Raw genomic sequence first — 14560 nt, forward strand, 5'->3', positions numbered from 1 at the left:
TCAGTCGTCCTCGTCCTCGTCGTCCTCGAAGCACGGCAGGACATCGGTGTCCATGCCGTATCTGCCAAAGAGGTCGACCAGGGCTCTGGTCATGGCGTCCAGGCCGCCTTCACGGACGATCACGATGTCAGGGATCCGCAGGTACAGACCGCCGGCGCACTCGCCGGTGGTGGACCGGTGGTCCATCTCCTCGGCGATCATCCGAGGAGTCATGCAGGTCGCGGTCCACCCCTTCTTACTGTCACGGGCACGGATGATCGCGTCGACGTCTTCGACGGTTTCGGGATCGTCATCCAGGGCGAGTACATACGTGACGGAGAAGTCGGCCGTCTCCACGGTCACCAGTGGCTCATGAGCCATAGATCTTCAGCAACTCCTTGATGACATCCGACTCGTTCGGCTTGTCGGACTTACCGACGATCCTGAAGCCGCCGTCGACCTTGCGGAAGAAGAGCCGTGCGCCGACTGAGGGCGCCCCCCGGCTGTCACTCAGCGGAGGGCGCCCTCTATGCCGCACAAGAGCCTTTGCGGGCTCGTCAGTTGGTGCCGCCGCCCGCGATGTGGTGGACGCGGAGCATGTTGGTGGTGCCGGGGACGCCGGGGGGCGAGCCGGCGGTGATGATGACGATCTCGCCCGGGTTGAAGCGGTTGATCTTGGCGATCTCCTGGTCGACCATGTCGACCATCTCGTCCGTGGTGTTCACGAACGGCACCACGTGCGACTCGACGCCCCAGCTGAGGGTGAGCTGGTTGCGGGTGTTCTCGTCGGTGGTGAACGCGATGATCGGCTGCTGGGCGCGGTAGCGCGACAGCCGGCGGGCCGTGTCACCGGACTGCGTGAAGGCCACCAGGCCCCGGCCGCCCAGGAAGTCCGCGATCTCGCACGCGGCGCGTGCGACCGAACCACCCTGCGTACGCGGCTTCTTGCCCGGCACCAGCGGCTGCAGGCCCTTGCTCATCAGCTCCTGCTCGGCCGCGGCGACGATCTTCGACATCGTCTTCACGGTCTCGACCGGGTAGGCGCCCACGCTGGACTCCGCGGACAGCATGACCGCGTCCGCGCCGTCCAGGATCGCGTTGGCGACGTCGGAGGCCTCGGCGCGCGTGGGACGGGAGTTGGTGATCATCGACTCCATCATCTGGGTCGCCACGATCACCGGCTTGGCGTTGCGGCGGCACAGCTCGATGAGGCGCTTCTGCACCATGGGGACCTTCTCGAGCGGGTACTCGACGGCCAGGTCACCACGGGCGACCATGATGGCGTCGAACGCCATCACGACGGCCTCCATGTTGTCGACCGCCTGCGGCTTCTCCACCTTGGCGATGACGGGGACGCGACGGCCCTCCTCGTCCATCACCCGGTGGACGTCGTCCACGTCCTTGGCGTCCCGGACGAAGGACAGCGCGACCATGTCGCAGCCCATGCGGAGGGCGAAACGGAGGTCCTCGACGTCCTTCTCGCTCAGCGCCGGGACGTTCACGGCCGCGCCGGGCAGGTTGATGCCCTTGTGGTCGGAGACGACACCGCCCTCGATGACGATCGTCTTGACCCGGGGGCCCTCGACGTCCAGGACCTTCAGCTCGACGTTGCCGTCGTTGATCAGGATCTGGTCGCCGCGGTCGACGTCACCGGGCAGGCCCTTGTACGTCGTACCGCAGATGGACTTGTCGCCCGGGACGTCCTCGATGGTGATGACGAACTCGTCACCGCGCTCGAGCTCGACCGGGCCTTCCGCGAAGGTCTCCAGACGGATCTTCGGACCCTGCAGGTCGGCGAGGACACCGATGGCACGGCCGGTCTCCTTGGAGGCGGCCCGGACGCGGTCGTACCGCCCCTGGTGCTCGGCGTGGGTGCCGTGGCTGAAGTTGAACCTGGCCACGTTCATTCCGGCCTCGATCATCGAGACCAGCATTTCGTGGGAGTCGACCGCGGGGCCGAGAGTACAGACGATTTTCGAACGGCGCATGGGGCGATCCTATCGGTTTGTTTCGCCGCGGAATATTCCGTCTGGCGGAAGATACAAATGGGCGGGTCCGCGCTCAGGCGTGTTACTGCGGTGTATTCCTCGGGGTTCTTCAGCCGGTCATGCGACGAAGCCGCATATCGTTACTGCCCGACCAGTGCATAGGTCTGTGTGGCGATCTCCAGTTCCTCGTCGGTCGGCACCACGGCGACCGCCACGCGCGCCTGCGCGGGCGAGATCAGCCGCGGTTCGTCACTGCGTACGGCGTTCAGCTCGCTGTCCACCGCCAGGCCCAGCTCCTGAAGGCCCGCAACGGCAGCCTCCCGCACCGGACTCGCGTTCTCCCCGACCCCCGCCGTGAAGGCGACCGCGTCCACCCGGCCGAGTACGGCGTAATAGGCGCCGATGTACTTCTTCAGCCGGTGAATGTAGATGTCGAAGGCGAGCTGTGCCTCTTCGTCACCTTCGTCGACCCGGCGACGGATCTCCCGCATGTCGTTGTCACCGCACAGCCCGATCAACCCGCTCTTCTTGTTGAGAAGAGTGTCGATCTCGTCCGTGGACATTTCGCCAACACGCATCAAATGGAAGATGACGGCCGGATCCATGTCCCCGGATCGCGTACCCATCACGAGTCCCTCCAAAGGCGTCAGCCCCATGGAGGTGTCCACGCACTTCCCGCCCCGTACGGCAGACGCGGACGCCCCGTTGCCGAGGTGCAGCACGATGACGTTGACCTCCTCGGGGGCCTTCCCGAGCAGCTCGGCGGTGGCCCGGGACACGTACGCGTGCGAGGTGCCGTGGAAGCCGTACCGCCGGATCCGGTGCTCGTCGGCGGTCTTCACGTCGATCGCGTAGCGGGCGGCCGACTCCGGCATCGTCGTGTGGAACGCGGTGTCGAAGACGGCGACCTGGGGGAGATCGGGACGCAGGGCCTGTGCCGTACGGATGCCCGTCAGGTTGGCCGGGTTGTGCAGGGGCGCCACCGGTATCAGCCGCTCGATCTCGGCGAGCACGGCGCCGTCGATCACGGTCGGCTCGGTGAAGGACTTCCCGCCGTGCACGACCCGGTGCCCGATCGCGGCGAGCTCGGGGGAGTCCAGCCCCAGCCCGTCCTTCGCCAGCTCCTCCGAGACGGCCTTCAGGGCGGCCTCGTGGTCGGCGATCTGCCCGCTCCACTCCCGGGACGCGCCGCCGCTCGCGAGGGGCGTGTGCTTCAGCCGTGAGGTCTCCTCGCCGATCCGCTCGACGAGGCCCACGGCGAGCCGGCTGCTGTCCCGCATGTCGAGCAGCTGGTACTTCACCGACGAGGAACCGGAGTTGAGGACGAGGACACGGGTCGGGCTCACTGTGCGGACGCCTTCTCGTTCGGGTGCTGGGCCTGTATGGCGGTGATGGCGACGGTGTTGACGATGTCCGAGACAAGCGCGCCCCGGGACAGGTCGTTGACCGGTTTGCGCAGACCCTGCAGCACCGGTCCGACGGCGATCGCGCCGGCCGAACGCTGCACGGCCTTGTAGGTGTTGTTACCTGTATTGAGGTCAGGGAAGATCAGAACCGTTGCCTGCCCGGCGACTTCGGACTCCGGCAGCTTGGTCGCCGCGACCGTCGGTTCCACCGCGGCGTCGTACTGGATCGGCCCCTCGATCTTCAGGTCGGGACGCCTCTCCCGGACCAGCTCGGTCGCCTCCCGTACCTTGTCGACGTCGGCGCCCGAGCCGGACGTACCCGTCGAGTACGACAGCATCGCGATCCGCGGCTCCACGCCGAACTGCTCGGCGGTGGCGGCCGACTGGATGGCGATGTCGGCCAGCTGCTCGGCGTTCGGGTCGGGGTTCACGGCGCAGTCGCCGTAGACGAGGACCTTGTCGGCGAGGCACATGAAGAAGACGGACGAGACGATGTCGGCGTCCGGCTTCGTCTTGATGATCTCGAAGGCCGGGCGGATTGTCGCGGCCGTGGAGTGCACCGATCCCGACACCATGCCGTCGGCGAGCCCCTCCTGGACCATCAGCGTGCCGAAGTAGTTGACGTCCGAGACGACGTCGTACGCCAGTTCCACGGTGACGCCCTTGTGGGCGCGGAACTGTGCGTACTTCTCGGCGAAGGAGTCGCGCAGCTCGCTGGTGGCGGGGTCGATCAGCTCGCACCCGCCGAGGTCGATACCGAGGTCGGCGGCCTTCTTGCGGATCTGCTCGACCGGGCCGAGCAGCGTGAGGTCGCAGACCCCGCGGCGCAGCAGCACCTCGGCGGCGTGCAGGACGCGCTCCTCGGCGCCTTCCGGGAGGACGACCCGGCGCTTGTCGGAGCGGGCCTGTTCGAGCAGCTTGTGCTCGAACATCATCGGGGTGAGACGGTCGCTGCTGGGCGCGGAGACCCGCTTGATGAGGTCGCCGGTGTCGACGTACCGCTCGAAGAGTCCGAGCGCGGTCTCGGCCTTCCTGGGCGTCGCCGCGTTCAACTTCCCCTCCAGGGCGAAGAGTTCGGCGGCGGTCGGGAAGCTGTTGCCGGCGACCGAGAGCACCGGGGTGCCCGGGGCGAGGCGGGCGGCGAGGGTGAGGATCTCGTCGCTCGGCACCTCGTTCAGGGTGAGCAGCACGCCGGCTATCGGCGGGGTGCCGGCGCTGTGCGCGGCCAGCGAGCCGACGACCAGGTCGGCGCGGTCGCCGGGGGTCACGACCAGACAGCCCGGGGTCAGGGCGGGCAGGAAGTTCGGCAGCATGGCACCGCCGAAGACGAAGTCCAGGGCGTCGCGCGCCAGCCCCGAGTCGTCGCCGAGGACGACCTTGGCGCCGAGCGCCTGGCCGATCTGCGAGACGGTGGGGGCGGCGAGGGCGGGCTCGTCCGGGACGACGTAGCACGGCACGGGGAGGCGGGAGCCGAGCTTCTGCGCGATCTCCTCCCGGTCGTCGCGCGTGACCCGGTTGGTCACCATGGCGAGGACGTCGCAGCCCAGGTTCTCGTACGCGCGGTAGGCGTTGCGCGTCTCGGCGAGCACGGACTCGGCGGTCTGCCCCCGGCCGCCCACGACCGGGATCACGGACGCGCCGAACTCGTTCGCCAGCCGGGCGTTGAAGGAGAGCTCGTCGGGGAGCTGGGTGTCGGCGAAGTCCGTGCCCAGGACGAGGACGACCTCGTACTCGCGCGCGACGAGGAGGAAGCGTTCGACGAGGGTGGACACCAGCTCGTCCGTCCCCCGTTCCGCCTGCAGGGCGGACGCCTCGTGGTAGTCCATGCCGTAGACCGTGGCCGGGTCCTGGGAGAGCCGGTAGCGGGCGCGGAGCAGCTCGAACAGGCGGTCGGGCTGGTGGTGGACGAGCGGCCGGAACACCCCGACCCGGTCGACCTGCCGGGTCAGGAGCTCCATGACCCCCAGCTCCACGACCTGACGGCCGTCTCCTCGGTCGATCCCGGTCACGTACACGCTGCGCGTCACGCGTGCTCTCCGTTTCCTTACGCCGGTACAAAAATCGCCCACCGAGGTGAGCAGAACCCTCTTGACAATACCCCTGACGCTGGATAAGGCGCCCGTCAGGATCGGGGGCGGGACGGGCGTCCCGATGGGGCCAATCGGGTCATAGGCGGCAGAGCGGATATCGTCCTGTCGGGCATGAAACAATCGGACCGGCTCACCGGAACCACCGGGCTGGCTCACCGGTAACGACAGCGAGCAGGAGACACAGCACGATGCGCATCGGAGTTCTCACCGCAGGCGGCGACTGCCCCGGCCTGAACGCCGTGATCCGGTCGGTCGTGCACCGAGCGGTCGCCCAGTACGGCGACGAGGTCATCGGCTTCGAGGACGGCTACGCCGGTCTGCTCGACGGCCGCTACCGCTCCCTCGACCTCGACGATGTCGGCGGCATCCTGGCCCGCGGCGGTACGATCCTGGGCTCGTCCCGGCTGGAGCGGGACCGGCTGCGCGAGGCCTGCGAGAGCGCGGCCGACATCGCCCGTGACTTCGGCATCGACGCGCTGATCCCGATCGGCGGCGAGGGCACGCTGACCGCGGCCCGGATGCTCAGCGACGCGGGCCTGCCGGTGGTCGGCGTCCCGAAGACGATCGACAACGACATCTCGTCCACGGACCGGACCTTCGGTTTCGACACCGCGGTCGGGGTCGCCACGGAGGCGATGGACCGTCTGAAGACGACGGCCGAGTCGCACCAGCGTGTGATGGTCGTCGAGGTCATGGGCCGGCACGCGGGCTGGATCGCCCTGGAGTCCGGCATGGCCGCCGGCGCGCACGGCATCTGCCTCCCCGAGCGCCCCTTCGACCCGGCCCACCTCGTCAAGATGGTCGAGGAGCGCTTCTCCCGCGGCAAGAAGTTCGCGGTCGTGTGCGTGGCGGAGGGCGCCCACCCCGCCGAGGGCACCATGGACTACGGCAAGGGCGAGATCGACCAGTTCGGCCACGAGCGCTTCCAGGGCATCGGTACGGCACTGGCGTACGAGCTGGAGCGGCGGCTCGGCAAGGAGGCCAAGCCGGTCATCCTCGGCCATGTGCAGCGTGGCGGCGTCCCCACCGCCTACGACCGCGTCCTCGCCACCCGCTTCGGCTGGCACGCGGTGGAGGCGGCGCACCGGGGTGAGTTCGGCCGGATGACGGCTCTGCGCGGCACGGACATCGTGATGGTGCCGCTGGCGGAGGCGGTGACCGAGCTGAAGACGGTTCCGAAGGACCGGATGGACGAGGCGGAGTCGGTCTTCTAGGACTGGGCCCGTATGCCGCGCCTCGGCGAGAGCTGTGGTCGACTCACTCAGGGCTTGGACGCCCTCGACTGTGCCTGTCGGCTCCACCTGGGCCCGGGCCGTGCTGGGGCAGCAGACCCGGACACTCACGGGGTTTCCGGAGGGCTTCGTCAACGATCGGGCGGCTCAGGAGAGTTCGTGCCGAGTGCCGTCGGCGACGGCGTGGAGCTTGTCGGGGTTGGCGACGTTGTGGATGGTCGAGATGCGGCCTTCCGGGTCGAAGTCGAAGGTCAGCGTGGCGATCACGCGGTCCGGGCCGCGGAAGACCACGCCCGGGCCGCCGTTGATCCAGGTGAGCTCCGCCCGCATCTGCGCGGGCTCGATGCCCTGGTAGGTCACGGTGCCGAGCCCGGCGAACCAACGGGCCACGGTCTCCAGGCCGACGACCGGCTTGAGGGCCTGGCGGACCTTGCCGCCGCCGTCGGTCCACAGGGTCACGTCCGGGGAGAGCAGTTCCATGAGGGTGTTGATGTCCCCGCCCGTCGTCGCCGCGAAGAAACGCTCGGTCACGTCGCGTTGGCGGGCGCGGTCCGCCGTGAAACGGGGCCGGCGGGCCCGGACGTGCTCGCGGGCGCGGTGCGCGGCCTGCCGGACCGCCGGCTCCGAGCGTTCCACCGCCTCCGCGATCTCCGCGTAAGTGAAGGCGAAGACCTCCTTCAAGACGAAGACCGCGCGCTCCAGGGGGCTCAGCGTCTCCAGGACGACCAGCAGGGCCATGGAGACCGAGTCGGCCGCGGCGACGCCGTCGGCGGTGTCCGGGCCGGTGAGGATCGGCTCGGGTAGCCATGGCCCGACATAGGTCTCGCGCTGGTGGCGGGTCGAACGAAGCCGCTCCATCGCCAGGTTGGAGACGATTCGGGTCAGATATGCCTTGGGGTCGGCGACCTGGGAACGGTCGGCCGCCGACCACTTGAGCCAGGCGTCCTGGACCACGTCCTCGGCGTCGGCGGCGGTTCCGAGGATGCGGTAGCCGACGGAGAAGAGCAGGGTGCGGTACTGCTGGAAGGCGAGCTGGTCGGGGCCGACCTGCTGCGGCTGGGTCACTTGGCGCTCCGGATCCGGGTGTAGCGGCCGCCGTGCGGCCAGAGGGCGCCCGAGGCGGGCATCTTCTTCATGCGGGCGAAGGTCGGCCACGGCGCGGCGGTGACCGTCTCCTTGTACTTCGCGGCCCGCATGCCTGTCAGCACGATCCGGCGCGGGCTGTCATCGGGACGGGTGAACTGCACAACGGCGTCGTTCCGGCCCAGGCTGACGGGTGTGTGGTAGTAGCCGAAGCGGAAGGGCTTGGGCTCCTTGCCGGCCAGCACCCGCAGGATCGAGAGCGCCGCGTGCACGCCGGTGGGCATGCCCCCCTGGCAGGTCCCGTGCATCACGCCGTAGCCCTGGCGGATCGCCGCCGCGTCGCCCACGGCGTAGACGTCCGGGTGGGAGACCGAGCGCAGCGCGCTGTCGGTGACCACACGGCCGCGCTCGTCGACGGTCAGGCCGGCGGCGGCGGCCAGCGGCGAGACGCGGGTGCCACTCGTCCACAGCACCGCGGCCGCCGGGATGCCGGAGCCGTCCGCGAGCTCGACACTGTCCGGCAGCACCTTGGCCACCTCGACACCGCTGCGCACCTGCACGCCGAGCCGGGCGAGCGCCGCGTCAAGGTAGGCCTTGGCCTTCGGGTGCATGCTCGCGCCCGGCTCGTTCCGGCCCAGCAGCACCACCTGGAGCTGCGGGTGCCGCTCGGCGATCTCCGCGGCGGCCTCGACGCCGGTGAGGCCGCTGCCGCCGACCACGACGGTCCCGCCGTCGAGCCGGGTCAGTCGGTCGGCGAGGAGGGCGGCGTCCTCCGGGCTGTTGAGGGTGTAGGCATGGTCGTCCACGCCGGGGACGGCGACGGTGTCCGCGATGCTGCCGAGGCCGTAGACCAGGGTGTCGTAGCGCAGGACCCGGTCGTCGTCGATCCGGACGGTCTTGGCCTCGGTGTCCACGGCCGTGACCCAGCCGCGTACGAAGCCGGCGCCGGTGCCGTCCAGCAGCTCCGGGATGTGCATCGCGGCGGTCCCCTGGCCGGTGGCAGTCATGTGCAGGCGGAGCCGCTCGGTGAAAGTGTCGTAGGGGTTGACCAGCGTCACTCGCAGGTTCCCGCGCTTCCTGGTGCGCGCCGCGAGCTGGATCGCCGCGGAGAGCCCGGCGTAGCCCGCGCCCAGGACCAGGACCTCGTGCTGCTGCGCTGCTGTCGCGTCCATCGCTCTGCTGCCTCTTTCGTGTCGGTCGTTCCCGCTGTGCGGACGACCACCAGACGCAAGCTGCCCTTCCGTTCGTGACGTGAGGTCGGTGTGACCCGCATCACATCGCAAAGGGGGGCAGGGGCGCAGCATCAGCACCCCCCCGAGCGCCACGACGCGCAGCATTCAACCATGATCGAACCGGCTCCGTGCGGGCACTTCCGGAGCCGACCCCTTCAGCTGCTGTTGTGCTGGATCGTGGCCCAGAAGCGGTCGACGATCCGCTCCAGGAACTCGCGGCCGGCGTCACTCGAGTCGCCGGCCGCGTTTCCGTCGGCCCAGCTCAGCGAAGCGGCCATCTGCCCCTGGTAGTCCTGGTGCAGCGTCTGGAGGGCGTCCTCCAGGAGGTGCCGGTCCAGGGGCACGGTTTTGGCCACCGGGCGGACGTACGCCTGCCAGCGCGTGGTCACCGCACTGCGCAGCAGCTCGGCCAGTTTCGGCTCGCGCCCCGTGACGGTGACGAAGTCCGGGAGCGAGAGGGCGAGGAGGTCGGCGAGGGCGGCCGCCTGGCGCTCGTTGCCGCGCCAGGCGTTGTGCTCCTCCATGTGCATATAGGCGAGGAACTCCAGGCCGACGGTGCGGGCGACGTCCTCCGGGGCGAGGCCGCGGGCTATGCGGTGCTCGCGCAGGGTGCGGGGCGGGCCGGTGATCTCACCGGGGGAACACCACAACACGCCTGCGAGAGCGGTGAGCTCCGGACTGGAAGGGGAGATGGAACCGCGCTCCCAGGCGAGGACCAGATCCGGGGAGACATACGGCAGCCCGTACGAGACACGCAGGCCATAGGCGACATGTTCGGGGCCCATGTTGAGGGCCGTACGGAGCCGGCGGGCGGCGGGGGCGTCGAAGGGCGGGGCGGGCTGGTTCGAGCGGGCTGGACGTTGGTGCACGGGCCACAACGTAGGCGGGCCGTGACGCGGTGACTACGGTCTGTTCGGCCAGGATCACGGATTGTAGGAACGTACGGATTCGGCCACGCGTACGGGCCGTACGGGGTGGCCGAAGATCGTCTGTCGGCGGGGCGGGCGCGCTGGCGAGGATGGCGCGAAGCCGTCCGGGCGGGCGGCGGGAAAGGCCGGTGACTTTGTGAACGTCAAGCTCGAGGGGCATATTCGCGAGCGTCTGCTGGCGCCGAACTTCTGGCACCTCGCCACGGTGGGCGCGGACGGGATGCCGCACGTCTCGCCCATGTGGGCGGACATCGAAGACGAGTACGCCATGGTCAATACGTCGATCGGCCGCGTGAAGATCGACAACCTGCGGCTCAATCCGAACGTCTCGCTGTCTCATCATGACCCCGAGAACCCTTACGACCGGGCCGAGATCCGGGGGCGGGTCGTCCGGTTCGTGGAGGGCGAGGAGGCGGAGCGGGGCATGGACCGGCTGGCGCGGAAGTACATCGGCGAGGACCGGTATCCCTGGCTGCTGCCCGGGGAGCAGCGGGTGATGTTGTTGATCGAGCCGGTGCGGGTGCGGAGGGTTGTGGGGGTGGAGCCGTTCCGGGCGGGGGTGCTGCCGGAGTAGGGGGCTGGGGGGCGACGGCTGGAGGCCGAGGACTCACAGCAGGTGGTCGGCTTTTCCGGCCTTGATGTCGCGGATGAGGGTGCGGAGGGCTTCGCGGGTGTCGGTGAGGTAGTGGTCTTCCTGGCCGGCGAGGGCTATGTAGGCGTTGCCGGATTGGTCGGTGCCTATGCGGAAGCAGTTGGCTCCCTCGCCGCAGAAGGGTTCTTCCCAGGTGATGTCCGGCATCGCTTCTCCTAGAGGTCGTCGGCAAGGGTGTGGATGAACTCGCGCGAGGCGCCGGGGCTGAGTGCCGCGGACGATGCTGCGTCGAGCTGGGCTCGGTACTTGCGGAGCTGCGCCTCCGTGTGGATGAACTCCGGCCCGTGTGTGCTGTCGAGTTCGACGGTGTCGAGCTGGGGGACCGTCGACTCGGCGTAGATGACGGACTGCCCGGCGCCGGGGAAGCCGCCCGCCTTGAACGGGATCACCCGAACGGTCACGGTGTCGCGTTCGGTCATGTGCAGCAGGTGCTCCAACTGCCGCCGCGCCACGGCCGGTCCGCCGAACTCCATACGCAGTGCGGCCTCGTGGACGATCGCGTCGAGGGCCGGGGGCTCGGAGCGGTCGAGTACCTGCTGGCGGTCGATGCGGTGCGCCACGCGGATGTCGACGTCGGCGGCGGGCAGGCGCGGGATCACGGCGTCGAAGACGGCACGCGCGTGTTCCTCGGTCTGGAGGAGTCCCGGCAGGTGCACGGTCACGGAGAGGCGCAGCCGTTTTGCGTGCCACTCCAGCTCGGCGATGTCCAGGAAGTCGTCGCGCAGTTGGCCCCGGTACGCCTCCCACCAGCCCTTGTCCCGGTCGGCGGCCATGGCGGCCAGTGCCTCGACGAGGTCCTGGTCCGTGCAGCCGTAGTTCCGGGCGAGGGTGCGGACGCGGTCGGGGCTGATTCCTGAGCGGCCGGATTCCATGTTCGGGACGTTGGTGCGGGGCACGTTGAGCAGTCCGGCGGCATGCTCTGTGGTCATGCCGGCCGCCGTTCGCAGCCTCCGCAATTCCGTGCCGAGCCGTCTCTGACGCGCCGTCGGTGTACTCCTCGGCGGCATCCGCCCCTCCCGTTCAGCCATGTGACGGGGTCAGTCTGCCGGGGTGACGGGCGGTCGGTCCACCGGGAACTTCGGTGAGAGTAGTACGTGTACTCCCGATTTCCTCTACAGTCGGTGATGCGCCGCTTACGGAACGACGTCGTCGGAAGCGCATCGCGCGAGCCTGCCCGGATTCTCCTTCCCTGGGAGGGGTGGGTCCGCGCCAGGGAGACAAGCCACCGTCCAGCTGTCGGTTCGGTTCGCATCGCTGTGCTCATGTCGTCGAACGTCCGCTTCAGTTCAGGGAGTTACTCGTGTTCGCAACTCACGCTGTCTCTGCGTGCCCCATCTCCACCGACGTCGACCGGACACTGGCGCCGTGTCCCGATTCGCTCGCCTACAGCCTCACCCTGCCCGCCGGACCGGCGAGTTCGCGTGTCGCGCGGACCGCCACACGGGCCGTCCTGCACACGCACGGGCTGGACGACATGACGGAAGGGCAGTGCAGGTGGTGGGTGAACTGGCCGCCTGCGCATGCCGGTTCGCGGGTGATGCCGAGATGTACGTGTCGCTCCGGTATCGGGAGGGCGCGCTACGGGTGATCGTGTGGGACGGGCATCCCCGGCATGCGCATCCGCGGCTCGCTGCGGCTTGCGATGCTCGGCGGCGGGCGGCTTTGCGGGTGTTGGGGTGCGTGGTGCGGGGGTGCGAGGGGGAGTGGGGGTTTGGGGAGGCTCGGGAACCTGGGGGTGGGACTCGGATGTGGGCGGTCTTGCCGAGGGTGGGGGTGGGGGTGGGGGTGGGAGGTTGTGCAGGGATGGGGTAAAGCGTGGGTGGTGTGGGGGCTTAGTTCAGGGAGTCGGCTTGGGTGTGGGCTTCGGCGGCTTCGGTGGGGGCGTTGGCTTGGGTGTAGGCGTCGCAGGCCTGAAGGTAGAGAGCACGGGCCTCGACGAGATGGCGGGTGGTCGCGTGGATGCGGGCCAGGTTGTAGAGGGCGTGGCCCGCCCCGTACCAGTCCTCGAACTCGCGGCAGATCTCAAGGGCCTTTCCGTACGCTTCGCATGCTTCCTCCACCCGGCCTGCTTCCCCCACCGCGTTGCCCAGGTTGTGCCACGCCGTGCCCTCGCGGTGGCGGTCCCCTGCGGCCTGGTACAGACCCAGCGCGTGGGCGTGGGCGTAGATGGCCTCCTCTGTCCGGCCGACCTCCCGCAGGGCATTGCCGAGGTTGTTCCACGCCATGCCCTCGCCGTGACGGCTTCCGGCGGTCCGGAACAGGTTGCGTGCGTACGTGTGGGCGTGGATGGCGTCCTGCGCCCGGCCAGCCTCCCGCAGGGCGGTGCCGCGGTTGTCCCACGCCATGCCCTCGCCGACGCGGTCCCGGACGGCCCGGTACAGGACACGAGCGTGGCCGTGGGCGTCGATCGCCTCAAGCACCCGCCCGGCTTCCCCGAGGGCTAGGCCGAGGTCGGTCCACGCATCGGCCTCGCCGTCGCGGTCTTCGGCGCGGTGGGCGGCCTCCCGTGCGGCAACCGCCACCGTGACCCCGTCGTCGAAGTACCGCCGCCAGCGCAGGTACTCCGCCAGGCACGCGGCCACCTCCACCGCCGTCTGCGCATGCCGGGTCTCGCTTGCCCATTGCACGGTCGCCACCAGCCCGGCCCGCTCCACGTCCAACCACGCCAGCGCACCCGCCCGGTCCGTGAACCGCTCCGGCTCCGGCCTTCCCGGCAGCCACCGCAACCGGCCATCGGCCGCCTTCGCCCACCGCAGATAGAACGCCAGCACTCGCTCCCGCGCCGCATCCCCCTCCTCCCGCAGCCCCGCATCTCCCTCCACCAGCCCCACCCCGAACACCCGCACCAAGTCATGCAACCGCCACCGCATTCCGGAAGCCGCGCCATCGACACCCTGGACCGGCGCGACCAGATGAGTCGCCGCCAGATCCTCCAGCAAGGCGAGGGCAGCCTCCACGGCGACATCAGCCAGCGCAGCCACCGCCTCCGTGCCCGTGTCCGGGCCCGGGGCCAGGGCCAGCAGTCGCAGCAACCGGGCCTGGTCGGGCGGCAGTCGGCGGTACGAGGTCTCCAGTACAGGCCGGAGGACAAGTGAGCGGCCGTACAGATCACTGCCCGGACTGCCGTTGTCGAGTACGGCGGTGGGGTCCTCGGCCTCCTTGATCTCGGCCACCAGCGAGGCGATGTCACGTGGCCAGCGCTTGCGCAGCATGCTGGCGGCAATCTGGAGCGCGAGGGGCAAGTGCCCGCACAGGTCGGTCAGTTCGCGTGCTGCGTCAGGCTCCCGCTTCGGTCGGTCGTCTCTCTCGTCGCTGTCGTGTAAGGCGCGGGTGAGGAGTGCAACCGACTCTTCCGGAGTGAGTGTTTCGAGGTCGATGAGGCGCACCGGCAGGGCGTGCGGACGGTCCCGGGAGGTGATCAGCACCCGGTGGTGGTCCGTGCCGGGCAGGAGGGGGAGGAACTGGGACGGGTCCGAGGCGTTGTCCAGGACGAGTAGCGTGCGCTCGCGTCGCTCGGTGAGGAGCTCGCGGTATCTGTCGTACTGGCGGGCTGTCGTCTGCGGCAGATCCGGGCCGCGTACCCCGAGCGCGTCGAGCAGAGCCAGGACGGCCTGGTCGGCGGTGACGGGGTTGTCGTCGTAACCGCGGAGGTCGACGAAGAGCGTTCCACCCGGGAACCAGCCCTCGCTACGGGCTTGGTGCGCGGCCTCGATCGCCAGTGCCGTCTTGCCGATGCCGCCCATTCCGGTGACGGCGAAGATCAGGACGGGCAGGCCCGGTGCATCGGGTGGAGCCGGGGCGAGGTGGGGGAGCAGGCGGCCAAGCTCTGCCGATCGGCCGGTGAAGCCGAGGGGGCGGGGCGGGAGGACGGTCGTGGCGATCGGCACCGGGCCGTGCGTCGTGTCCGGCTTCGATGCCGGGGCCTGGCCCCGGTCGTGTGGGGTCGGCTTCGGCTCCAACTCCGTCAGT

General features: G+C 69.6%; 12 protein-coding genes. 2 read left to right on the forward strand and 10 right to left on the reverse strand.

Annotated features, from left to right (window positions below; genetic code table 11):
- The 4 genes from EDD92_RS32055 to pta form a co-directional block, all read right to left on the reverse strand.
- The gene (locus tag EDD92_RS32055; protein WP_260326877.1) at nucleotides 1-360 is read right to left on the reverse strand and encodes a hypothetical protein; all 360 of its coding nucleotides are present in this window, start codon (nucleotides 358-360) and stop codon (nucleotides 1-3) included.
- A 176-nt stretch (nucleotides 361-536) separates the two neighbouring features.
- Nucleotides 537-1967 (reverse strand): pyruvate kinase, encoded by a 1431-nt coding sequence (gene pyk, locus EDD92_RS32060; protein WP_123967543.1) that lies wholly within the window; start codon nucleotides 1965-1967, stop codon nucleotides 537-539.
- Between the two features lie 140 nt (nucleotides 1968-2107).
- Nucleotides 2108-3313, reverse strand: coding sequence for an acetate kinase (locus tag EDD92_RS32065; RefSeq protein WP_123967544.1), 1206 nt, complete (start codon nucleotides 3311-3313; stop codon nucleotides 2108-2110).
- Complete coding sequence (gene pta / locus EDD92_RS32070; protein ID WP_123967545.1) at nucleotides 3310-5400, reverse strand: phosphate acetyltransferase; 2091 nt, start codon at nucleotides 5398-5400, stop codon at nucleotides 3310-3312. The genes EDD92_RS32065 and pta overlap by 4 nt, the downstream gene beginning before the upstream one ends.
- Before the next feature lie 251 nt (nucleotides 5401-5651).
- On the opposite strand from pta, the gene EDD92_RS32075 reads away from it, so the two are divergent.
- On the forward strand, nucleotides 5652-6677 hold the full coding sequence (locus EDD92_RS32075; protein ID WP_123967546.1) for an ATP-dependent 6-phosphofructokinase: 1026 nt from the start codon (nucleotides 5652-5654) through the stop codon (nucleotides 6675-6677).
- A gap of 165 nt (nucleotides 6678-6842) precedes the next feature.
- Here the strand turns inward: EDD92_RS32075 and EDD92_RS32080 are convergent, their stop codons facing one another.
- The 3 genes from EDD92_RS32080 to EDD92_RS32090 form a co-directional block, all read right to left on the reverse strand.
- Complete coding sequence (locus EDD92_RS32080; protein ID WP_123967547.1) at nucleotides 6843-7760, reverse strand: RNA polymerase sigma-70 factor; 918 nt, start codon at nucleotides 7758-7760, stop codon at nucleotides 6843-6845.
- Nucleotides 7757-8950 carry an NAD(P)/FAD-dependent oxidoreductase gene (locus EDD92_RS32085; protein WP_123967548.1) on the reverse strand — a complete coding sequence of 398 codons (1194 nt, stop codon included), beginning with the start codon at nucleotides 8948-8950 and terminating at the stop codon, nucleotides 7757-7759. Before EDD92_RS32085 ends, EDD92_RS32080 begins: the two co-directional genes overlap by 4 nt.
- 215 nt (nucleotides 8951-9165) lie before the next feature.
- Entirely contained in the window at nucleotides 9166-9795 is a 630-nt protein-coding gene (locus EDD92_RS32090; protein ID WP_311736818.1) for an XRE family transcriptional regulator, read from the reverse strand.
- A gap of 280 nt (nucleotides 9796-10075) precedes the next feature.
- On the opposite strand from EDD92_RS32090, the gene EDD92_RS32095 reads away from it, so the two are divergent.
- Nucleotides 10076-10513, forward strand: coding sequence for a PPOX class F420-dependent oxidoreductase (locus tag EDD92_RS32095; RefSeq protein ID WP_123967550.1), 438 nt, complete (start codon nucleotides 10076-10078; stop codon nucleotides 10511-10513).
- A 33-nt stretch (nucleotides 10514-10546) separates the two neighbouring features.
- Here EDD92_RS32095 and EDD92_RS32100 read toward each other — a convergent pair whose 3' ends face one another.
- The 3 genes from EDD92_RS32100 to EDD92_RS32115 all read right to left on the reverse strand — a co-directional run bounded on the left by EDD92_RS32100 (nucleotide 10547) and on the right by EDD92_RS32115 (nucleotide 14364).
- Nucleotides 10547-10738 (reverse strand): hypothetical protein, encoded by a 192-nt coding sequence (locus EDD92_RS32100; protein ID WP_123967551.1) that lies wholly within the window; start codon nucleotides 10736-10738, stop codon nucleotides 10547-10549.
- A gap of 8 nt (nucleotides 10739-10746) precedes the next feature.
- A complete protein-coding gene (locus EDD92_RS32105; RefSeq protein WP_311736788.1) occupies nucleotides 10747-11520 on the reverse strand; it encodes a helix-turn-helix transcriptional regulator in 774 nt (257 codons plus the stop codon).
- Between the two features lie 903 nt (nucleotides 11521-12423).
- Nucleotides 12424-14364, reverse strand: coding sequence for a tetratricopeptide repeat protein (locus EDD92_RS32115; RefSeq protein ID WP_260327351.1), 1941 nt, complete (start codon nucleotides 14362-14364; stop codon nucleotides 12424-12426).
- Between the last annotated feature and the right edge of the window lie 196 nt (nucleotides 14365-14560).

The sequence above is a fragment of the Streptomyces sp. TLI_185 genome (genome assembly GCF_003814765.1).
Lineage (GTDB): Bacteria > Actinomycetota > Actinomycetes > Streptomycetales > Streptomycetaceae > Streptomyces.